This window comes from Mesorhizobium sp. 131-2-1 (assembly GCF_016756535.1).
In the GTDB taxonomy this organism is placed as follows: Bacteria; Pseudomonadota; Alphaproteobacteria; order Rhizobiales; family Rhizobiaceae; genus Mesorhizobium.
This window is the reverse complement of sequence record NZ_AP023247.1, coordinates 2,901,549-2,923,559: the sequence shown is the minus strand read 5'-3', so window position 1 is coordinate 2,923,559 and position 22,011 is coordinate 2,901,549. Positions and strand designations below refer to the sequence as shown.

18 protein-coding genes and 1 tRNA gene are annotated in these 22,011 nt (G+C 64.8%); 8 read left to right on the top strand and 11 right to left on the bottom strand.

Annotated elements, in window-relative coordinates; translation table 11 throughout:
• Positions 1 to 332 precede the first annotated feature (332 nt).
• The 7 genes from JG743_RS14040 to JG743_RS14010 all read left to right on the top strand — a co-directional run bounded on the left by JG743_RS14040 (position 333) and on the right by JG743_RS14010 (position 9,204).
• Positions 333 to 1,004: a LuxR C-terminal-related transcriptional regulator gene (locus JG743_RS14040; protein WP_202301309.1), complete on the top strand. Its 672-nt coding sequence runs from the start codon at positions 333 to 335 to the stop codon at positions 1,002 to 1,004.
• 121 nt (positions 1,005 to 1,125) lie between these two features.
• On the top strand, positions 1,126 to 2,316 hold the full coding sequence (locus JG743_RS14035) for an aminotransferase class V-fold PLP-dependent enzyme (protein WP_202301307.1): 1,191 nt from the start codon (positions 1,126 to 1,128) through the stop codon (positions 2,314 to 2,316).
• A gap of 13 nt (positions 2,317 to 2,329) precedes the next feature.
• Entirely contained in the window at positions 2,330 to 3,286 is a 957-nt protein-coding gene (locus tag JG743_RS14030; RefSeq protein WP_202301305.1) for an HpcH/HpaI aldolase/citrate lyase family protein, read from the top strand.
• A gap of 19 nt (positions 3,287 to 3,305) precedes the next feature.
• A complete protein-coding gene (locus JG743_RS14025; RefSeq protein ID WP_202301303.1) occupies positions 3,306 to 4,490 on the top strand; it encodes a malate--CoA ligase subunit beta in 1,185 nt (394 codons plus the stop codon).
• Positions 4,491 to 4,504: 14 nt separating this feature from the next.
• Positions 4,505 to 5,404 carry a succinate--CoA ligase subunit alpha gene (sucD, locus tag JG743_RS14020; protein ID WP_202301301.1) on the top strand — a complete coding sequence of 300 codons (900 nt, stop codon included), beginning with the start codon at positions 4,505 to 4,507 and terminating at the stop codon, positions 5,402 to 5,404.
• Between the two features lie 78 nt (positions 5,405 to 5,482).
• Positions 5,483 to 6,451 (top strand): 2-hydroxyacid dehydrogenase, encoded by a 969-nt coding sequence (locus JG743_RS14015; RefSeq protein WP_202301299.1) that lies wholly within the window; start codon positions 5,483 to 5,485, stop codon positions 6,449 to 6,451.
• Between the two features lie 68 nt (positions 6,452 to 6,519).
• Complete coding sequence (locus JG743_RS14010; protein ID WP_202301297.1) at positions 6,520 to 9,204, top strand: phosphoenolpyruvate carboxylase; 2,685 nt, start codon at positions 6,520 to 6,522, stop codon at positions 9,202 to 9,204.
• A 138-nt stretch (positions 9,205 to 9,342) separates the two neighbouring features.
• On the opposite strand, the gene JG743_RS14005 is transcribed toward JG743_RS14010, so the two are convergent.
• Positions 9,343 to 10,326 (bottom strand): acyltransferase family protein, encoded by a 984-nt coding sequence (locus JG743_RS14005; protein WP_202301295.1) that lies wholly within the window; start codon positions 10,324 to 10,326, stop codon positions 9,343 to 9,345.
• A gap of 252 nt (positions 10,327 to 10,578) precedes the next feature.
• Positions 10,579 to 10,663: transfer RNA gene (locus tag JG743_RS14000), tRNA-Leu, on the bottom strand.
• 237 nt (positions 10,664 to 10,900) lie between these two features.
• Between JG743_RS14000 and lipB the strand changes: the two genes are divergently transcribed.
• Complete coding sequence (lipB, locus tag JG743_RS13995) at positions 10,901 to 11,641, top strand: lipoyl(octanoyl) transferase LipB (protein ID WP_202301293.1); 741 nt, start codon at positions 10,901 to 10,903, stop codon at positions 11,639 to 11,641.
• A gap of 19 nt (positions 11,642 to 11,660) precedes the next feature.
• On the opposite strand, the gene JG743_RS13990 is transcribed toward lipB, so the two are convergent.
• The 9 genes from JG743_RS13990 to nuoN all read right to left on the bottom strand — a co-directional run bounded on the left by JG743_RS13990 (position 11,661) and on the right by nuoN (position 22,003).
• Complete coding sequence (locus tag JG743_RS13990) at positions 11,661 to 12,911, bottom strand: site-2 protease family protein (protein WP_202301291.1); 1,251 nt, start codon at positions 12,909 to 12,911, stop codon at positions 11,661 to 11,663.
• A 497-nt stretch (positions 12,912 to 13,408) separates the two neighbouring features.
• Positions 13,409 to 14,092 (bottom strand): ABC transporter ATP-binding protein, encoded by a 684-nt coding sequence (locus JG743_RS13985; protein ID WP_202301289.1) that lies wholly within the window; start codon positions 14,090 to 14,092, stop codon positions 13,409 to 13,411.
• Positions 14,089 to 15,390, bottom strand: coding sequence for a lipoprotein-releasing ABC transporter permease subunit (locus tag JG743_RS13980; RefSeq protein ID WP_202301287.1), 1,302 nt, complete (start codon positions 15,388 to 15,390; stop codon positions 14,089 to 14,091). The genes JG743_RS13985 and JG743_RS13980 overlap by 4 nt, the downstream gene beginning before the upstream one ends.
• Positions 15,387 to 16,715: a proline--tRNA ligase gene (gene proS, locus JG743_RS13975; protein ID WP_202301277.1), complete on the bottom strand. Its 1,329-nt coding sequence runs from the start codon at positions 16,713 to 16,715 to the stop codon at positions 15,387 to 15,389. The genes JG743_RS13980 and proS overlap by 4 nt, the downstream gene beginning before the upstream one ends.
• Positions 16,716 to 17,236: 521 nt before the next feature.
• Entirely contained in the window at positions 17,237 to 17,521 is a 285-nt protein-coding gene (locus tag JG743_RS13970; RefSeq protein WP_202301275.1) for a DUF1467 family protein, read from the bottom strand.
• Positions 17,518 to 17,922: a methylmalonyl-CoA epimerase gene (gene mce / locus JG743_RS13965; protein WP_202301273.1), complete on the bottom strand. Its 405-nt coding sequence runs from the start codon at positions 17,920 to 17,922 to the stop codon at positions 17,518 to 17,520. The genes JG743_RS13970 and mce overlap by 4 nt, the downstream gene beginning before the upstream one ends.
• Positions 17,923 to 18,035: 113 nt before the next feature.
• Positions 18,036 to 19,706, bottom strand: coding sequence for a ribonuclease J (locus tag JG743_RS13960; protein ID WP_202301261.1), 1,671 nt, complete (start codon positions 19,704 to 19,706; stop codon positions 18,036 to 18,038).
• A 34-nt stretch (positions 19,707 to 19,740) separates the two neighbouring features.
• Positions 19,741 to 20,562, bottom strand: a complete 822-nt coding sequence (locus JG743_RS13955) for a biotin--[acetyl-CoA-carboxylase] ligase (RefSeq protein WP_202301259.1) — start codon at positions 20,560 to 20,562, stop codon at positions 19,741 to 19,743.
• Between the two features lie 4 nt (positions 20,563 to 20,566).
• On the bottom strand, positions 20,567 to 22,003 hold the full coding sequence (nuoN, locus tag JG743_RS13950) for an NADH-quinone oxidoreductase subunit NuoN (protein WP_202301243.1): 1,437 nt from the start codon (positions 22,001 to 22,003) through the stop codon (positions 20,567 to 20,569).
• Positions 22,004 to 22,011 lie beyond the last annotated feature (8 nt).

Below are 22,011 nucleotides of genomic sequence, written 5' to 3'. Positions count from 1 at the left end.
ACCCAAAGGGGAAACCGCATTTGGGAAAATCCGACGCTCGAAAGAACGATGGCTTGGCAGCACGATTCGATTTGCGAACCTATCGCTCTAACGCTCGGGAATATCAAACGAAATACGCTCTTCCCCGCCCGATCATTCCATTGATGGGAGACATCGTCCGGTAGCCACCAGGGCTGCCGATCTCATCAAAAAGGATGCCGGCCCGGCTTCAGGCGGCGCGACAGCGCATGTCGCTGGGGAAAGAGCACGCCTGCGCGGTTGGGGCAGAATTGTCAGGATGGAGGAACACGGCCGGGGCTCGCCCAGGCCGCAACGAGAAAAACCGGAAGCCCTTGAAGATAAAGCCGGACGGAGGAAACGAGGCAATTGCAGAGCGGCGCGTTCGCGTGGTCGTCGCCGAACGCAATCCGCTCGTCGTCTCGGCGCTTCGTGAAATGCTGGAATGCGACGGACGCTTCGAGCTCGTGGCTTCGGTGCAAAGCGGCAAGCAATTGCTGGAACTGGCGGCGGAACCTGAATTCGACGTCGCCGTCATCGGCTGGAAGCTCGCCGACATGGACGGCGCCGACATCCTGGCAGAGGTCCAGAGCCGCAAGCTCGATGTGCGCATCACCGTCTTTTCCAACGACCACGACATCGGCATCCTCAAGCAGTGCGTGCGCCTCGGCGCCCAGGGCTATTGCTTCCAGTTCGACGATCCGCCGATCATCTTCGAGACCATCCTGGCGGTGGCGCATGGGCGCATCTGCATCCCTTACATCGACATCAACAAGGTCAATGACACGCCGTTGGCCCAGCTCACCGTGCGCGAGCGTGAGCTGCTGGCGGTGCTTTCCGACGGCTGGACCAACCTGCAGATCGCAACGCGGACCGGGATTTCCGAGAATACGGTGAAGTACCACCTCAAGAATCTCTACGACAAGCTCGACGTCCGCAACCGCGCCATGGCGGTCGCGCTCTATTCGAGCGAGAAGCGCCGCGCGCCCAAATCGCCTTTCGGGTAGGGCGAACGGGTAGGCCGGGGCTACCCGCGCGCGGTGACAACTTACCCGCCAGAGTGTTGTTGCTCAGGCCCACCTAGACGAAACTTCCTCCACCATCCCAAACGACCGGAGGAGTTCGAGCATGGCTGGGTTCACCCATCTTTTCATCCCAGGACCCACCAACATTCCGGAGCAGGTCCGGCAGGCCATGAACCTGCCCATGGAGGATATGCGCGCAAGCTCGTTCCCGGATCTGACCCTGCCGCTGTTCGAGGACATCAGACGCGTGTTCAAGAACGAGACCGGCCGCGTCTTCATCTATCCGTCATCCGGCACCGGCGCCTGGGAAGCGGCGATGACCAACGTGCTCAGCCCCGGCGACCGCGTGCTGATGTCGCGCTTCGGCCAGTTCTCGCATCTGTGGGTCGACATGGCCGAGCGTCTCGGCTTCGAGGTCGACGTCATCGATTGCGAATGGGGAACCGGCGTGCCGCTCGATCTCTATGCCGAGAGGCTGAAGGCGGACAAGGCGCATCGCATCAAGGCGGTCTTCTGCACGCAGAATGAGACCGCGACCGGTGTCACCAGCGATGTCGCCGGCTGCCGTGCGGTGCTCGACGACGCAAATCACCCTGCCCTGCTGTTCGTCGACGGCGTGTCGTCGATCGGCTCGATCGATTTCCGCCAGGAAGAATGGGGCGTCGACTGCGCCGTCAGCGGTTCGCAGAAGGGCTTCATGCTGCCCGCCGGCCTCGGCTTCCTGTCGGTGAGCAAGAAGGCACTCGCGGCGTCGAGGCTTGCGACCCACCGGCGCTGCTTCTTCTCCTTCGAGGACATGATCCGCGCCAACGATGCCGGCTACTTCCCTTACACGCCGGCAACCCAGTTGCTGCGCGGCCTGCGCGCCTCGCTCGACCTCATCGCCGAGGAAGGGCTGGACAACATCTTCGCCCGCCACCATCGCCTCGCCGAAGGCGTGCGCAAGGCGGTCGACGCCTGGGGCCTCAAGCTCTGCGCCAAGGCGCCCAAATGGCACTCCGATACGGTCAGCGCCATCCTGGTGCCGGAAGGCATCGACAGCGGCGACGTCGTCAAGCGCGCCTACCGCGCCTACCAGACGTCGCTCGGCGGCGGCCTCAACAAGGTGATGGGCAAGGTCTTCCGCATCGGCCACCTCGGCTGGCTGAACGAGGTGATGGTACTCGCCTCGCTGTCGGCGGCTGAAATGACGCTGCTCGATTGCGGCGTGCGGCTGGCGCCCGGCGCCGGCGTCGGTGCCGCCATCCAGCACTTCCGGGACTCGGCCGCGTTGCCGGTCGCCGAGGCGGCGTGAGGGGGATCGGACCATGAGCCACACCATCAACCATCTGAAGAAGCTCCGGCTGCAGCGCAGCGAGCTGGCGGTCCCGGGCTCGAGCCCCGAGATGATCGAAAAGGCGGCGAACAGCGCCGCCGACTTCGTCTTCCTCGACATCGAGGACGCGGTCGCGCCGCCGGACAAGGAGCGCGCCCGAAAGAACATCATCGAGGCGCTCAACGACATCGACTGGCGCGCCAAGGGCAAGACCGTATCGGTGCGCATCAACGGCCTCGACACCCACTACATGTATCGCGACGTGGTCGACGTCATGGAGCAGGCCGGCGACCGGCTGGACACGATCCTGGTGCCGAAGGTCGGCGTCCCGGCCGACCTCTATATGGTCGAGGCCATGGTCAACCAGATCGAGATGGCCAAGGGTTTTAAGACCCGCGTCGGCCTCGAAGCGCTGATCGAGACTGCGCTCGGCATGGCCAATGTCGAGGCGATCGCGGCCACGCCCGGCCGCCTGGAAGCGATGCATTTCGGCGTCGCCGACTATGCAGCCAGCAACAAGGCGCGCACCGTCAACATCGGCGGGCTCAACCCAGACTATCCCGGCGACCAGTGGCATTTCGCCCTGTCGCGGATGACGGTCGCCTGCCGCGCCTACGGCTTGCGCGCCATCGACGGGCCGTTCGGCGACTTCTCCGATCCGGAGGGCTACAAGGCGGCCGCGAGGCGCGCCGCCGCGCTCGGCATAGAGGGCAAATGGGCGATCCATCCTTCGCAGATCGCGCTCGCCAACGACGTCTTCTCGCCGCCGGAAAAGGAGGTCACGCGCGCCAGGCGCATCCTCGAGGTGCTGAAGGAGGCCGAGGCGCAGGGCAAAGGTGCCGCCGCACTCGACGGCAAGATGATCGACGCGGCGTCGGAGCGCATGGCGCGCAACGTGCTGGTGGTCAACGAGGCGATCGAGCGCGCTGGCCAGGCCGCGACCCACTGAGAGTTTTCGGGAGGAAAAAATGGACATTCACGAATATCAGGCCAAGGAGCTGCTCGCCCGCCACGGCGTGCACGTGCCGCGCGGCGGTCTTGCCTACAGTCCCGAGCAAGCGACCTATCGGGCGCGCGAGATCGGCGGCAGCAAGTGGGTGCTGAAGGCGCAAGTCCACTCCGGCGCCCGCGGCAAGGCCGGCGGCATCAAGCTCTGCGCCAATGACGAAGAGATCTCCAACGCCGCCGAAGCCATGCTCGGCCGCAAGCTGGTGACCCAGCAGACCGGCCCGCGCGGCAAGCTGATTTCGCGCCTCTACCTCGAGGAAGCGGTCGACATCGCGCAGGAGCTCTATGTCGGCTTCGTGCTCGACCGCAAGGAGGAGCGTGTCATGATCGTGGCGTCCGCCGCCGGCGGCATGGAGATCGAGGACATCGTCGAGAAGGCGCCGGGTTCGATCATCCGCGCCACCGTCGATCCCGGTGTCGGCATGCAGCAGTTCCAGGCGCGCGAGATCGCCTTCGGCCTCGGGCTCGAAAGCAACCTGATCGGCAAGGCCACCGAAACGATCATGGGCTGCTACCAGGTGTTCCGCGACTATGACGCCTCGATGCTGGAGATCAATCCGCTGGTGGTGACCCGCGACGGCAGCCTGGTCGCGCTCGACGCCAAGATGTCGTTCGACGAAAACGCGCTGTTCCGCCGGCCGGAGATCTCCGAGCTGCGCGACAAGAGCCAGGAAGACCCGCGCGAGACCTTCGCCAGCGACCGCGGCCTCTCCTATGTCGGCCTCGACGGCAACATCGGCTGCATCATCAACGGCGCCGGCCTCGCCATGGCGACGATGGACATGATCAAGATCGCCGGCGGCGAGCCGGCCAACTTCCTCGACATCGGCGGCGGCGCCTCGCCCGAGCGGGTGGCGAAATCCTTCCGCGCCGTGCTCGGCGACAAGAATGTCGAGACCATCCTGGTCAACATCTTCGCCGGCATCAACCGCTGCGACTGGGTCGCCGAGGGCGTGATCAAGGCGATCCGCGAAGTCGGCGTCGACGTGCCGTTGGTGGTGCGGCTCTCCGGCACCAAGGTCGAGGAAGGGCGCCGTATCCTGGCCGATTCCGGCGAGAAGGTGATCGTCGCCGACACGCTGGCAGAAGCCGCCGAGAAGGCCGTCGCCGCCTGGCGCGCGGCGAAAAAGAAAAAAGCAGCCTGAGGGAGGTCGAGAAAATGGCAATCCTGCTCAACCGCAGCACACGCGTCATCGTCCAGGGTTTTACCGGCAAGATCGGCAGCTTCCATGCCGAGGACATGAAGCGCTACGGAACCAAGCTTGTCGGCGGCGTCACGCCCGGCAAGGGCGGACAGACGCATCTCGGCCTGCCCGTGTTCAACACCGTCAAGGGGGCGGTGCGCGAAACCCGCGCCGAGGCCAGCATCGTCTTCGTGCCGCCGCCCTTCGCCGCCGATTCGATCATGGAGGCGGCCGACGCCGGCATAAAGCTCTGCGTCTGCATCACCGACGGCATCCCCTCGCAGGACATGATGCAGGTCAAGCGCTACATGCGCCGCTATCGCTTCGAGGACCGTATGCGCCTGATCGGCCCAAACTGCGCCGGCATGATCACGCCAGGACAGGCGCTGATGGGCATCATGCCCGGCAGCATCTATCTCCCCGGCCGCGTCGGCATCGTCGGCCGCTCCGGGACGCTCGGCTACGAGGCCGCCTCGCAGATGAAGGCGCTGGGCATCGGTGTGTCGACCAGCGTCGGCATCGGCGGCGATCCGATCAACGGCTCGTCCTTCAAGGACATTCTGAAACTGTTCGAGCAGGACGACGAGACCGACGCCGTGGTTATGATCGGCGAGATCGGCGGACCGCAGGAAGCCGAAGCCGCGATCTGGGCGCGCGACAACATGCGCAAGCCGCTGATCGCCTACATCGCCGGGCTGTCCGCCCCGAAAGGCAGGCGCATGGGCCATGCCGGCGCGATCATCTCCGCCTTCGGCGAGTCGGCGCAGGAAAAGGTCGAGATCCTGAAGGAAGCCGGCGTCGTCATCGTGCCGACTCCAGCTTCGTTCGGCGAGGTCGTGGCCGATACGCTGGCGCGGACCAAGAAGGCGGCCTGACAGCCGGCAAGGCCCGCAAGATATGAAGTGTGGGTCGGCGCAAGCATCGCGGCGACTCCTTGACCGGCGAGAAATTCGATGAAACCGCGTTTGATTGTCACCCGGAAATGGCCGGCCGCCGTCGAAGCGATCCTCGCCGAGCGCTTCGACACCACGCTCAACGCCGGCGATACGCCGCTGAGCCCTGCCGCGATGACGTCCGCCTTCGCGGATTTTGACGCGATCCTGGCAACGGTCAGCGACCGCTTGCCTTCTGCGGTGTTTCCCGACGGCGACGCCCGCACCCGGATCATCGCCAATTTCGGCGTCGGCTTCAGCCATATCGATGTCGCGGCGGCCCGCGAGCGCGACATCGTGGTGACCAACACACCGGGCGTGTTGACCGATTGCACAGCCGACCTCGCCCTTAGCCTGATGTTGGCTGTCGCGCGCCGGACCGGTGAAGGCGAGCGGCAGCTGCGGGCCGGGGAATGGCGCGGCTGGTCGCCGACCCATATGGCCGGCGCGAAGGTGTCGGGCAAGACCTTGGGCATTGTCGGCATGGGGCGCATCGGCGAGGCGACAGCCAGGCGCGCGCATTTCGGCTTCGGCATGAAGATCGTGTTCTTCAACCGCTCGCCGGTCGATGATGACGAGACGCGCGCCGTGGGCGCGGTGCAGATGCCAAATTTGGACGATGTGCTCGCGGTGTCGGACTTCGTGTCGCTGCATTGCCCGGGCGGCGCGGAAAACCGCCACCTCATCGATGCCCGGCGCCTGCGATCGATGATGAGCGGCGCGTTCCTGATCAACACGGCACGCGGCGACGTCGTCGACCAGGATGCCCTGATCGGTGCACTGGAAAGGCGCGAGATCGCCGGCGCCGGTCTCGATGTCTTTGCCGACGAACCGGCCGTCCCGGAGGCGTTGAAGCGGTTGGAGAACGTCGTGCTGTTGCCGCATCTCGGCAGCGCGACCGAGGAAACGCGGGTGGCCATGGGCATGAAGGTGGTGGAGAACCTGACCGCCTTCTTCGAGGGGCGCCCGGTCCCCGATCGGGTCGCCTGACAGCCGGCGCCGCTCGATTCAGGGCGCGGCTCCAGCGGCAGCCGATGCGGACGGATCAGGAGAGCGCTTTGGAACAGAGCAGACGCATCAAGTTTCGTGAGGATGAGCGCAGCCTTTTGTTGCGCCTGCTGCTTCAAGTCGCAAGCGCGCGCGAGCCCGAGATCGCCGCCGTTCTGAGCGGACGCAGGTCGCTTGTCTCCCTCGCCCCCGAGCAGCGTATCCCGGCGCTCCAGGCGAGCGGCGTATGGTTCCAGTTGCTGGCGATTGCCGACGAGTTGCTTGCCATGCGGGCGCGCCGCGAACTTGAACAAGGCGCGGGTGTCGACGAAGTGCCCGGATCCTTCGCCAACGTGATCGCCCAGATGGCGGCGAAGGGTCACTCGGCGGAAGAAGTCCAGGTGGCGCTCGGCGAGCTTTGCGTCGGCCCGACCATGACCGCGCACCCGACGGAAGCCAAGCGCGTCACGGTGCTGGAGATCCACCGCCGCATCTATCGCAAGCTGACCGAGCTCGACCAGCCGCGCTGGGCGCCGCGCGAACGCGACCTGCTGGTCGCCGATCTGGAAAGCGAGATCGAGCTGCTGTGGATGACGGGCGAGCTGCGGCTGGAGCGCCCGACGGTCGAGCGCGAGATCGCCTGGGGCCTGCATTTCTTTCGCGAAGTCATCTTCGAGGCGACGCCGCAGCTCTATGGCAAGCTTCAGGACGCCTTCGAGCGTCATTATCCGGGCAAGCCGATCACAATTCCCTCCTTCATGCGCTATGCTTCGTGGATCGGCGGCGACCGCGATGGCAATCCAAATGTGACGGCCGCGGTCACCGCCCATGCCATGGCCGAATACCGCAATACCGCCATAGGCTGGTATCTGGCGCAGGTGCAGCGGCTGGTGACGGTGCTCAGCGCCAGCTCGAACGTCATTGACCTGCCGGCCAGCTTCAAGCCGGTGCTGCAGGCGGCGCTCGACAAAAGCGGGCAGTCGCACGAGATCGCCGCCCGCAACCCTGACGAACCGCTTCGCCAGTTCGCTTCGGCCCTGCTTGCCCGGCTTGTGGCCACGCGAGACGGCTGTTCGGCGGCATACCTGTCGGCCGAGGCGTTTCGTGCCGATCTGAACGGCCTGTCTTGCGTTCTCGAAGCGATCGGCGGGCGCGCGGTCGCCAGGCGTTTCGTCCAGCCTCTGCTTTGGCAAGTCGCCAGCTTCGGCTTCCGTACGGTCTCGCTCGACATCCGGCAGAACTCAACGGTCGTCAACCGGGTGCTGGCCGAGCTGTTCGCGCTGACAGATCCCGCCGACCCGGTGACCGCCGGCACGCCGCAATGGTCGGCGCGCATCCGCGTGGCCTTGAGCCAGGGCGAACGGCTGGAGATCGACGCAGGCCGGCTCTCGCCTGAAGCAGCTGAACTGCTTTCGACATTCTCCGTCATCCGCGAGCAAATCTCGGGCGCCGATGGCGACGCCGTCGGCGCGTTCGTTCTCAGCATGACCCGCTCGGCCGACGATCTGCTGGCGGTCTATCTGCTGGCGCAATATTGCGGTCTTTCAAGCGCGCCGGGTGGCGGCGGCACAATCAGGCTGCGGATCGTGCCATTGTTCGAGACCATCGCCGACCTGCAAGCCGCGCCAGGTATCCTGGACGGATTGCTCGGCGTCTCGCTGGTGAGGAGGACGGTGCGGGATTTCGGCGCGCGCCAGGAAATCATGCTTGGCTATTCGGATTCCAACAAGGATGGCGGTTTCCTGGCTTCCAACTGGGAACTGGCGAAAGCGCAAAAGCGCCTCGCCGCAGTCGGGCGCAAGCATAAGGTCAGGATCAGCTTCTTCCACGGCCGCGGCGGCTCCGTCAGCCGTGGCGGCGCACCGACCGGCCGGGCGATCGCGGCGCAGCCGCAAGGCACCGTCGCCGGAACCATGCGGGTGACCGAGCAGGGCGAGGTCGTATCGTCGAAATTCGCCAATCGCGGCACTGGCCTCAACCAGCTCGAGGTTCTTGCCGCTGGCGTGCTGGCCCACAGTGTCGGATCGCCCGGTGATGTCGAGCTGAAGGACGCGCCGGAGTTCAACGAAGCGCTGGAAGCGCTGGCAGGCATGTCGCAGGCATCCTATGCCAGGCTGATGGCTGAGCCCGGCTTCCTCGACTATTTCAACCAGGCGAGCCCGGTCGCGGAGCTGGCGCTCTTGAAAATGGGCTCGCGGCCGGATCGCCGTTTCGGCGCCAGCGGCATTGCTGACCTGCGCGCCATTCCATGGGTGTTCGCCTGGAGCCAAAACCGTCATCTGCTGACCGGCTGGTATGGCATCGGCAGCGCGCTGAGCTCCTTCGTCACGGTGCGCGGCGAGGCCGGGCGCGAGCTTCTCACCCGCATGTTCGAGCACTCGCGCTTCTTCCGCCTGATCGTCGACGAGGCCGAGAAGACGCTTTACCAGTCCGACATGGAGATCGCGGGGCTCTACGCCCGGCTGGTGTCCGACAGCGATGCGGCCGGGCGTATCCACGCCCGCATCGCCGCCGAATACGAGTTGACGCGGCGCCTGATCGGTGACCTCACGGGAGGCGATCTCTCCGCGCGCTTTCCGATGTTCAAGCGGCGTTTCGACAATCTGAGGCGACAGATGGACGACATTCACCGGCTGCAGGTCGATCTGCTGCGTGAAGTCCGGGCAAATACCGGGACGATGGATCAAAAGCGGGCGACCGACGCCCTGCTCGTATCGATCAATTGCATCTCGGCTGGCCTGGGGTGGACGGGATAGGCCCGGTTTCGCCGAACTACCTGCATAACCCGCGTCATCGTCCAGGACCATCGCCCACCGCCGGGATTTCGGCGTCGACGGGCCGGCCATATGGGCCATGCCGGCCGCGATCAGCTTCGCTGAGTCGTTGCAGCAGAATCAGCCTGCAACGACGCGCTGTCGCAAACGAAACGCTCTCATCGGTATCTCGACAAGACTGTGCGTCAGGGTTGCGAGAGCCATAGACAAAACAGCCGTTACGAACAGGGCTGAAGGCCAGTCGTAGGATTGCCGCATGACGTTGGCGATCGGGTAATGCCAAAGATAGAGCGAGTAGGAGAGCACCCCGATCCGCACCAGGATAGGATGGGACAGAAGACGATGAATTTCGCTCCGACCGTCCGTCGCCGCGACAATCAGCGCGGCTGCCGAAACCTCGACCAGAGGCTGGGTGATCAGCAGTGACATCGGCGTATATATCCGCGAGGCCACGATGAGCAGCAGGATCGCGACCGCGGCCGCTTTGCCGATGCTGTTGAGCAGCGACACGTCCCTGAATTCCGGCTTTGCCAAAGCCACGATCGCCCCCAGGAGCAAGCCGGTCAGACGGGCGTCGGGATGAAAATAGACCCATTCGCCCGGCAATTCCTGCACCAGCAGGATTCTCCAAGCGGTCGCGATACAGAACATGGCGGCAACCACGGCAACCGGTCGAGGCAGGCGCAATATGCCTACCAGCAGCAACGGCCACACCAGATAGAATTGCTCCTCCACCGCCAGCGACCAGGTGTGCCGCAGGACACCGTAGAAGTGCTCATAGGGCGCGAAGAAGTCGGTCAGGTAGATGGCCGCGACGAGGGTTTTTCCAGGCGTCTCCAGACCGATGAGCAGGATTGCGGCCAGCATCAGATAGAGAGGGGGCGTGAGGCGCACCAGCCGGTTCCAGTAGAAGCGGCCGAGATCGATGCCTTTGGTCGCGTCGAGTTCGTTGCGCAGCATCGTGGTGATCAGAAAGCCACTGAGCACAAAAAACAGATCGACGCCGAAGAAGCCGCCATCCAGCAGCGGAACCTGACAGTGGTAGCCCAAAACAGCCAGGATGCTGATTGCGCGTAGTCCGTCCAGTGCAGGATTGTAAGGCAAAAAGGAAACCTCCGCCGGAACAGCTGGCGAAGGTACTTTGACATTCTTTAGATTGGGTTTCCCGGCGGTTGAATTTTATTTGCAACGACAACCGTTTCTCACAGGTTGCAGCGCTTGACATCAGCAACGCAGAAAATTCGCCCCCGAAGCGGCGCATACACCTCAGACAGCAGCCTGACCGGGCAGGCTGCCAACGTCGCGGCGGCTGGTCGGGCTAGTGTCCGCAACCGTTGCAATTCAACAGGGTGATTTTGGTGCGGTCGAGAAGACTCGAACTTCCACGGGTTGCCCCACAGCGACCTCAACGCTGCGCGTCTACCAATTCCGCCACGACCGCACGTGGTAGGAGCCGGAACGAACCGGCTCGGGGCCTGTAGCAAATCGTTTCCGGCGAAACAAGTGCGCCGTGCGGAATATTCGCCAATGCATGTCGCCCAAAAGTGCGTAGCGGTTTTGGGGGAACGACATGCATCTGACAAAGCTGTCGGCACAACGCTCCACAGCTTCGAAAAATGCCGGGGAACTGGACGTTTTCACCCATTGCCGCCATATGAGGGGGCACAAGAGATTTATCATGCCAGAACGCAGCCAGATCGCCACGTCGTTCCTGCCGCTCCCCGGTTCAGCCCCAGTCGAGTGGCGGATCGAGCCTGGCCTTACCGCCTACCCCGACGCGCTCGCCTTCATGGAGGCGCGCGCCGAGGCGATCCGCAGCGGAGCCGCCGGCGAGATGGTGTGGCTGGTCGAGCATCCGCCGCTCTACACGGCCGGTACCAGCGCCCGCAGCGAGGACCTGATCGAGCCGGACCGGTTTCCGGTTTTTTCCGCCGGGCGCGGCGGCGAGTACACCTATCATGGCCCCGGCCAACGGGTCGCCTACGTCATGCTCGACCTCAAGCGCCGGCGCGAGGACGTGCGCGCCTTCGTCGCCGCGCTCGAAGAGTGGATCATCGCGACGCTAGCCGCCTTCAACGTGCGGGGCGAACGGCGCGAGGACCGCGTCGGCGTCTGGGTGGTGCGGCCGGACCGCCCTGCCCTGGCGGATGGCACGCCGGCCGAGGACAAGATCGCCGCCATCGGCATAAGGCTGAGGCGCTGGGTGAGCTTTCATGGCATCGCCATCAATGTCGAGCCGGAGCTCGGGCACTTCAGCGGCATCGTGCCCTGCGGCGTCGAGGATCACGGCGTCACCAGCCTGGTCGACCTCGGCCTGCCCGTGACCATGGCCGACCTCGATCTCGCGCTGAAATCCGCTTTCGAACATGTGTTCGGCCCCGCCGCTTCAGCCGTCGAGGCGATCCGCAAGGCCGGCTGAGGCCCGCGCCGGGTTCGGCTCAGATCAATTGCGCCGACGCCCACAGCACGCCGTAGCCGTGGATGGCGAAGACCGCGAGCAGCGCGCCGGCCATGGCAAAACGGTCAAAGGTGCGGATCGGCTTCAGCTCATGGCGCGGCTTCACCGCGCTGCCCATGGTGAGCAGGCTGAGGATCAGGAACACGACGCCGGCCGCAAGCAGGAAACCCGGCGAAAAGCCGGCCTGCCAGCCGAGCGCCAGCAAGGCCGACAGCAGCAGGAACGACGCCAGCGCCAGCACGATCGGTCCGGGACAGATTTGGCGCAGCACCTGGCCGCCGTCGAACTTCCACACCGGCACCAGATTGGCGATATTGAAGAGCGCGGAAAAGCCGGCGAGCGTCGCCAGCAGCGCCGCGGCAGCGCCATGCCCCTCGCCTCTGGCAAGTCCGCTCGCAGCGATCAGCACAGGCACCAGGAAGGCCGAGAAACCGGCGCCCATCAGGGCGACGAAGGCCACCTCGAAGCGGCTGTCATAGGGCCTGCCGCCGATGGCGATGCCGCCGAGCAGTGGGATGAAGATCATGCGCGCCTTGCGGTGCCCCATCAGCCGGAAGGCCGCCATGTGGCCGAGCTCATGCAAGGCGACCACCGAGGTCAGGATCGCGGCCAGCGCCAGACCGCCGAGGTTGAGGCCGAAGAACGGCCACAGGATAAAGGCCGACAGGAGGGCGAATCCGATCTGGCTGAGCGGGTGCTCGAACCAGCCGCCCTTGCGATACTCTCCGGTCGTTGCCCAGCGTTGCAGCTTGCCGAGTTCGCGACGCATGGCGAAATAGCGGAAGATCAGGAAGGCGACGCCGCGGTAGCGATCGGTCTGGCTGAGGCTCACCCGGGTAGCGCCAACTTCGGCCGTGAGCTCGGTGGTCTCGCGATAGTTGGCCCAGAACGAGGCATCTAGCGAAGAATCGTCGAGCACGCGCATGGAAAAGCGGCTGGCCTCGACGACATCCTCAAGCGCGACCTTGCGTTCGATCGGCTGGCCGTCGCGGCCTTCCCAGGACAGGCCGATCCGAACCATACCCTCCCCGTCCAGTGCCTGCGCGGAAACGATCTCGCCCGACCAGCCGGCATCGCTGCCGAACGGCCACAGCGCCTGCCAGAGCCGATGGCGGTCCGCCGCCACCAGCCGAGAGACCGTGACCGTGCGCAAGCCGAGCGGCGCGGTCATCAGCAGAAAGATCAGTCCGAGATTGCCGGCCAGGAGGATGGCCATCACGATCGGCGACACCGTATTGCTCCCTGTCTTCGGGAGGCAGCCTAGCGTCTGGGCGAACAAGAAAAGCTTAACATCGGAACGCTCGCGGCAACCCGCCGCAAGGCGTGGTTCTCACATGGCGCCGATCCAGATCGCCATGGAAATCAGAAACGTGCTCATGCACACGAGCGACACAACATCCTGAACAAGGTCCGTCATAACTCTCTCCAGTTGTTAGTATGTTCGTATTTTGTTCTAATTTTGTTCGAATGTCAACGATCGCAAAAAGGCGCTACCGGAAATTCCGGGCACTCAATTCGGCAGGGTTAAGGAAAGGTTGACGGGATGTATGCCTGCGCTGGCCAATGAATTGCCGGCGCCAGCCAAGGCACGTCGAGGTTCAGGTCAGGCCGAGCTGAAAATGGTGGATTCCGAGAACCGGAGCGGAGCGTACTCAAAGTACGTGAGCACCGGAAGCGCAGGAAGCCGCCGTTTGCAAGCCGGCCTCACCTGAATATCAATGTGCCGTCCTAAAGGGGGACGACCTTGCCCTCGGCCAACGTCACCCGACGGTCCATGCGCGATGCCAGCTCGTGATTGTGGGTGGCGATCAGCGCCGCGAGGCCCGATTGCCGGACCAGCGCCTCCAGCGCTTCGAACACATAGGAAGCGGTAACCGGGTCGAGATTGCCGGTCGGTTCGTCGGCCAAAAGCACCAGCGGCGCGTTGGCGACGGCGCGCGCTATTGCCACGCGCTGCTGCTCGCCGCCCGAGAGCTCCGACGGGCGATGCTGCGCGCGCTTGCCGATCTGCATGTAGTCGAGCAGCTGCGCTGCCCGCTCGGCCGCCTCCTTGCGCGTCAGCCCCTTGATCAGCTGCGGCATCATGATGTTTTCGAGCGCGGAAAATTCCGGCAGCAGGTGATGGAACTGGTAGACGAAGCCGACATCGTTGCGGCGGATGGCAGTGCGCTCCTCGTCGGAGAGCCGGCCGCAGGCGCGCCCGCTCAGGATCACGTCGCCGGCGTCGGGCCGCTCAAGCAGCCCGGCCGTGTGCAGCAGCGTCGACTTGCCGGTGCCGGACGGCGCCACCAGCGCCACCATCTCGCCGCGCCGCAGCGAAAAGTCGGCGCCGTTCAAAATGGTGAGCTTGCGCGGCCCCTGGACATAGTGCCGCTCGACGCTCTTCAGCTCGATAATGGCCTCGGCCATCACTCGTACCTCAAGGCTTCGACCGGATCGAGGCGGGCCGCCCGCCATGCCGGAAACACCGTCGCCAGGAAGGAGAGCACCAGCGCCATGATGACGACATAGGTCGTCTCGCGCGGGTCCATCTTCGCCGGCAATTGGCTGAGGAAATAGAGCTCGGGATTGAACAGGATCCTGCCCGTCATCCAGGAGAAGAACTGGCGGATCGATTCGATGTTGAGGCAGATGACGACGCCGAGCAGGACGCCCGCGACGGTCCCGGTGACGCCGATCGCCGCCCCCGTCATCAGGAAGATGCGCAGGATGGCGCCACGCGAGGCACCCATCGTGCGCAGGATGGCGATGTCATGGCCCTTGTCCTTCACCAGCATCACCAGGCCGGAAATGATGTTCAGCGCCGCCACCAGCACGATCAGCGTCAGGATCATGAACATCACGTTGCGCTCGACCTGCAGCGCCGAGAAGAACGTCTCGTTGCGCTGCCGCCAGTCGACAAGGTCGATCGGCCGCTGCGCCGCCTGCTCGACCAGCGGCTTCAGAGCGTCGACATCGTCGGGATTGTCGACATAGATCTCGATGGTCTGCGCCCGGCCGTCCATGTTGAAATAGAGCTGCGCCTCCGAAAACGGCATGTAGACGATCGAGCTGTCATACTCCGACATGCCGACCTCGAAGATCGCCGCGATCTTGTAGCCCTTCATGCGTGGCGTCGTGCCAAGCGGCGTCACGTCGCCTTCAGGCGAGATCAGCGTGATGGTGTCGCCGAGCACGAGACCGAGATTCTCCGCCATGCGCTTGCCGATCGCCACGCCCTCTCCGGTGTCGAAGCCGTCGAGTGTGCCCTGCCTGATATTGCTGGAGACGATCGAGATCTTACCGAGGTCCTCGCCGCGAATGCCGCGCACCAGTGCGCCGCTGCCGCCGCCGACATTGCCTTGCGCCAGCACCTGGCCGTCGATCAGCGGAATGGCATATTTGACGCCGGCCACGCCGTTGATCCGGCTCGCCACCTGGGCATAGTCCTCCAGCGGCGAATCGAGCGGCTGCGCGATCAGATGGCCGTTGACGCCGAGGATGCGGGTCAGCAGCTCGGCGCGGAACCCGTTCATCACCGCCATGACGACGATCAGCGTCGCCACCCCCAGCATGATGCCGAGGAAAGAGATCGAGGCGATGACCGAGATCACCGTCTCCTTGCGGCGCGAGCGCAGGTAGCGCCACGCAACCATGCGCTCGAACACCGAAAAGGCGCCAGCCGCTGGGGCTTTGACGGCCGGGGCTTTGGCTGCTGCCGCTTGGCTCATGCGGCGATACCGAGGCGCTTCTTCGCCGCCTCGACCGGCAGCGTCTCGCGCTCGCCGGTCCGGCGGTTCTTGATCTCGATCTCGCCGGCGGCCACGCCGCGCGGCCCGACGATCACCTGCAAGGGCAGGCCGATCAGGTCCGCGGTGGCGAACTTGCCGCCCGGCCGCTGGTCGGTGTCGTCATAGAGCACGTCCTTGCCGGCGGCGGAGAGCGCGTCGTAAAGCTCGTCGCAGACGCGGTCGCATTCGGTGTCGCCCGCCTTCATGTTGATCAGGCCGACGTCGAACGGCGCCACCGCGTCGGGCCAGATGATGCCGTTGTCGTCATGGCTCGCCTCGATGATCGCGGCGACCAGCCGCGACGGGCCGATGCCGTAGGACCCGCCCGAGGCGAAATGATCCTTTCCGTCGGGGCCGGTCACCTTGGCGCCCATCGGCATGGAATACTTCTCGCCGAAATGGAAGATATGGCCGACCTCGATGCCGCGCGCCGAGACTTTGTCGCCCTCGGAGAGCTTTTCCCAGGCCGCCTCGTCATGCATTTCGTCGGTGGCGGCATAAGGCGTCGTCCACGTCTTGACGATGTCGGCGATCTCGGCGTCGTTGGCGAAGTCGGTCTTCGCCCCCGGCACGGCCAGCGAAAGATAGTCGCGATGGCAGAAGACCTGGCTCTCGCCGGTGTCGGCCAGGATGATGAATTCGTGGCTGAGGTCGCCGCCGATCGGCCCAGTGTCGGCGCGCATCGGGATAGCCTGCAGCCCCATGCGCGTGAACGTCCTCAGATAGGAGACGAACATCCGGTTGTAGGCGGCCTTGGCGCCCTCATAGTTGAGGTCGAAGGAATAGGCGTCCTTCATCAGGAATTCCCTGCTGCGCATGACGCCGAATCGCGGCCGCACCTCGTCACGGAACTTCCACTGGATGTGGTAGAGGTTGAGCGGTAGGTCTTTGTAGGACTTCACATAGGCGCGGAAGATCTCGGTGACCATCTCCTCGTTGGTCGGCCCGTAGAGCATCTCGCGCTCCTGCCGGTCCTTGATGCGCAGCATCTCCTTGCCATAGTCGTCGTAGCGGCCGCTTTCACGCCACAGCTCGGCCGACTGGATGGTCGGCATCAGGATCTCCAGGGCGCCCGCCCGGTCCTGCTCCTCGCGGATGATCCGGCAAACCTTGTCCAGCACCCGCTTGCCGAGCGGCAGCCAGGAGAAGCTGCCCTGCCCCTGCTGGCGGATCATGCCGGCGCGCAGCATCAGCCGGTGCGAGACGATCTCGGCCTCACGCGGATTTTCTTTGAGAATGGGCAGGAAATAGCGCGACAAACGCATGGACTGGTCCGTAAGAGAGGATGGCCTCGCCGGAATCGGCGCGGCATGGGCTGCTTGCCCCGGCTTCATAGCCATTTCATGGCGGATTGGAAACCCGAACGGGTTGCCGAAGTGCCGCATACGCCCGGTTGATCGTTTCACAAGCAAGGCCTGCCGTACTATTGTGCACTGCAGCACGATATTGCCCGTTTGCGGGCAAAATTCTTCGTGACAATTTCATCTGCCTTAGGCTAGTGTGCCCCGATAACCGAGAGAGCGGAAAATAATCTGCTCTCCTACGCGGTCAAAGTCTTGGGAGGATGCGATCTAGGCGCGGTCACTCGCTGCCGCCGGACACCGGAAACAGATCGGACGCGTTTAAATTGCAAGGCCTCGTGCCTTGCATTTTTTTTGTGCAATCATCTGCTTAGCCTGGCAGGTTGCCAAACTGCTTTACCCTGCGTCATCGCAACGGGAGTTCGACAGCCGGCTATAGATTTCCGGCAGCGCGAACGGGATGACTACGGGCGGACTAGGCGCCCTTAGTGCTTGGGCGTCTGGTTGAAGTCCGGCACGATGTGCGGGATGTCGTCGATGCCGAGGCCCAGGCCGCGCGTGATACCGTAAAATATCCCGAGCAGGACAAGCGTGGCGATCGTCGTGCGGAACACCGCGCGCAGCATATGCGGCCCGCGCGGCGCGCTCGGAACGGTGCCCAGCGTCACGTCCTTGTCCTCGTCCTGCGTGCGCAGGCTGAACGGCAGCACGGCGAACAGCACCACCCACCAGGTGGCGAAGAACAGCGCGATGAACGAAACCCAGCTCATGATTGCTCCAGTTCGACCAGCGTGCCGAAGAAGTCCTTGGGGTGCAGGAACAGCACCGGCTTGCCGTGCGCGCCGGTCTTCGGGTTGCCGTCGCCCAGCACGCGCGCGCCGCTGGCCTTGAGCTGGTCGCGCGCGGCCAGGATGTCGTCCACCTCATAGCACACATGGTGCATGCCGCCCGAGGGGTTCTTGTCCAGGAACGCCGCGATCGGCGAGTTCTCGCCCAACGGCTCCAGCAACTCGATCTTGGTGTTGCCGACGTCGACGAACACCACGGTGACCCCATGTTCCGGCAGCGCCTGCGGCGCGCTCAGTCGCGCGCCGAGCCTATCGCGATAGGCGGCGATCGCCGCTGCCAGATCCGGCACGGCCAGCGCGACATGGTTGAGGCGTCCGAGCATTGGTTTTCCTCAAGGCAGTAAGGCAATAGGGCAGTACGGCAGTAAGGGAAAATGTCGGCTTGATCACCTTTTCCCTACTGCCCTACTGCCTTACTCCCCTATTCCCTTGTTCGTCACCGCGTGACGAACACCGTCACCAGCGGCTTCTTGCCCCAGGCTTCGTTGGCGGCGCCGCGCACCGCGCGACGCACCGCCTCCTGCACGAGGTCGAGGTCTTTTCGGCGCTGACGGGGGATCGAGTCCACGGCGCCGATTGCCGCATCGAGCATAAGGTCCTCCAGCGTCTCGCCCCTGGCGTCCGCTTCGGCAACGCCGATCGCCACCAGGTCGGGATCGCCGGCAAGCTCGTATTTGTCGTCGAGCACGACGTTGACCGCGACATGGCCGGCAAAGGACAGCTTGCGCCGGTCGCGAATGCCCATGGCCTGGTCGGAGCCGATCAGCCGGCCGTCCTTGTAGACGCGGCCGAACGGCACCTGGTCGATGATGGTGGCCGCGCCCGGATAGAGCCTCAGCATGTCGCCGTCGCGCACCTGCGCCACCTGGCCGATGCCGGACATCGACATCAGCGAGCCCTGCGCCACCAGATGCGCCGCCTCGCCATGCACCGGCACGCCGATCTGCGGCCGCACCCATTCATACATCTTGCGCAATTCGCTGCGGCGCGGATGGCCGGAGACATGCACCAGCGCGTCGCCATCCTCGATGATCTTCATGCCCTGGTCGATGAGGCGGTTCTTGATCTCGAGGATCGCCTTCTCGTTGCCGGGAATGGTGCGCGAGGAAAACACCACCGTGTCGCCGGCCGTCAGCGCCACCGACTTCATCTCGTCGCGCGACATTTTCGCAAGCGCGGCCAGCGGCTCGCCCTGGCTGCCGGTGCAGATGATGACCAGGTTCTCGCGCGGGATGAAGCCGTAGTCCTCCTCGGCGATGAATTCCGGCAGCCCATCCATGTAGCCGAGCTCGCCGGCGACATCGATGACGCGCTTCAGCGAGCGGCCGAGCACCAGGCACTGGCGCCCGGCATCGCGCGCCGCCCTGGCGATGGAAACGATGCGGCCGACATTGGAGGAGAAGGTGGTGACGGCGACGCGGCCCTTGGCGCTCTGGATGACGCCCTTGAGCCCCTCGCCGACCGCAACCTCGGACGGTGACTCCCCCTCCCGCAGCGCGTTGGTGGAATCGCAGATCAGCGCCAGCACGCCCTTGTCGCCATAGGCGCGGAAGCGCGCCTCGTCGGTCTTCGGGCCGATCGTCGGCTCCGGATCGATCTTCCAGTCTCCGGTATGGATGACGGTGCCGGCCGGCGTGGTGATGGCCAGCGACATCGGCTCGGGGATGGAGTGGGCGACCGGGATGGCCTCGATCTCGAATGGCCCGATGGTGAATTTCTCGCCGGCCCGGTAGATCATCGCCGGCACCTTCGCCGCGTTCTGCTCGCCCTGCCGCTTGGCCTCCAGCAGGCCGGCGGTGAACGGCGTCATCCAGACCGGCGCTTTCAGCCGCGGCCAGATGTCCAGCAGCGCGCCGTAATGGTCCTCATGCGCGTGGGTGATGACGATGCCGCGCAGTTTGTCGAGGTTCTCCTCGATGAAGCGGGTGTCGGGCAGGATCAGGTCAACGCCGGGATGCGCCGCGTCGGGAAAGGTGACGCCGACATCGACGACGATCCACTCGCGCGCATCGGCCGGCCCGTAGCCATAGAGGGCGAAGTTCATGCCGATCTCGCCGACGCCGCCAAGCGGCACGAAGACGAGTTCGGCGTTTTCCGCTTTCGCCATGTTTCTTCCCTTCCTGGCCGTCCAGGCCAGCCCGTTATCTCTGAGCCGACGCGACAGCGCCGAAATGCACGTCGCCGGCGGCGATCGTCACGACAGATCCCTCATCGTCGCGGATCACGAAACGGCAGTCCTCGTCAATGGTCTCGAACGTCCCGCGCACCACATTACCGTCAACCCTGACAGCAACCTCGCCGCCGAGCCCCGCGGCGCGCGCCAGCCAGCGCCGTCTGATGGCGGCAAGCCCGCGCCCTTCGTCCCACACCCTGGCATTCTCGTTCCAGGCATCCGACAGCGCCAGGAACAGGGTTTCGGCATCGCAGGCTGCGCCAAGCGCGCGCAGCGATGTTGCCGGATACGGCAAATCCTCGGGATATGCCACCACATTGACGCCGATGCCGACCGCGACCGCGGCGCGGCCGCCCTCGAGCAGCGCCGATTCCAGCAGGATGCCGGCAAGCTTGGCGCCGGAGGCGAGCACGTCGTTCGGCCATTTCAGCTCGAAGCGGTTCTTGCCCTGACTGGCGCCGTCGAGGCCGATCGCGATCCGGCCTTGCGGCACCACGGCATCGAGCGCGTCGGCAAGCGCCAGTCCGGCGACGAAGCCGAGCGTCGCGGCAAGCCGCAACTCGCCGCCGGTGACCAGAAGCAGCGTAGCCGCCAGATTGCCTTCGGGCGTCGCCCAGGCCCGGCCGCGCCGGCCGCGCCCGCTTTCCTGCTTCTTGGAGACGACCCAGAGCTTGCCCGGATCCCCTTCCCGCGCATGGGCGAGCGCCAGCGCGTTGGTCGAGCCGACCGTGTCATGGGCTTCGAGCCGGAACCCTTCCGACGCCGCGGTTGGAGCCAGCCGAAACGCCATCCCGTCAGAAGAAGGTCTTCGCCGCGGCTTCGGCATAGGTGCCGATCGGCCCGCCGATCAGCACGTAGAACAGCACGAAGGCGCCGCTGACGCCAAGCACGAGGCGCAGTTCGCTGGCCATCGGCACGAAACCGCCGACCGGCTCGTCGAACCACATGATCTTGATGATGCGCAGATAATAGTAGGCGCCCACCACCGAGGCCAGAACGCCGATGATCGCCAGCGCGTAGAGATTGGCGTTGATGGCGGCGAGGAAGACGTACCACTTCCCCCAGAAGCCGGCGAGCGGCGGAATGCCGGCCAGCGAGAACATCAGGATGGTGAGGATCGTCGCCATGATCGGATTGGTCGAGGCGAGGCCGGCGAGATCGCTGATCTGCTCGACATTACCCTCCTTACGCCGCATGGCGAGGATGAAGGCGAAGGTGCCGAGCGTCATCACCAGATAGATCAGCATGTAGATGGCGACGCCGCGCACGCCGGCCTGGCTGTTGGCGGCAAGACCGACCAGCGCGTAGCCCATGTGACCGATCGAGGAATAGGCCATCAGCCGCTTGATGTTGGTCTGGCCGATCGCCGCGAAGGCGCCGAGCGCCATCGAGGCGATCGAGATGAAGACGATGATCTGCTGCCAGTCCGACGCGATCGGTTTGAACGCGCCCATGGTGACGCGCACGATCAGTGCCATCGCTGCCATCTTCGGCGCCGCCGCCAGGAAGGCCGTCACTGGGGTCGGCGCACCCTCATAGACGTCCGGCGTCCACATGTGGAACGGCACCGCCGAGATCTTGAAGGCGAGGCCGGCCAGCACAAAGACCAGGCCGAAGACCAGGCCGAGCTGGCGCTCGCCGCTGCCGAGGGCGCTGGCGATCTCCTGGAAACCGGTGTTGCCGGTGTAGCCGTAGATCAGCGAGATGCCGTAGAGCAGCATGCCCGACGACAGCGCGCCGAGCACGAAATATTTGAGGCCCGCCTCGGTCGAGCGGACGCTGTCGCGGTTGATCGCCGCCAGCACGTAGATCGCCAGCGACTGCAATTCGAGGCCGAGATAGAGCCCGATCATGCCGTTGGCCGAGATCATCAGCATCATGCCGAGCGTGCAGAGCAGGATCAGCACCGGATATTCGAACTTGTCGAAATGCTCCTGCTTGGCGAAGCGCATTGACATGACCAACGTCACCGCCGAGCCGATCAGCGCCAGCATCTTCATGAAGCGGGCGAAGGAATCCTGGACGAAGGCGCTACCATAGGCCGTGCCCTGCCCGCTGGAAGTGGCCACCCAGAAGCCGGCGAGCACCAGTATGGCAACGGCAAGGCCGGTCACCGTCATGGTCGTGTCGGAGCGCGAATAGGCGCCCACCATCAACAGCGCCAGCGCGCCGATGGCGAGGATAAGCTCCGGCGTCGAGAGCGAAAGGCTGGAGAGAAGGTCCGACGTCATGGTTCGCG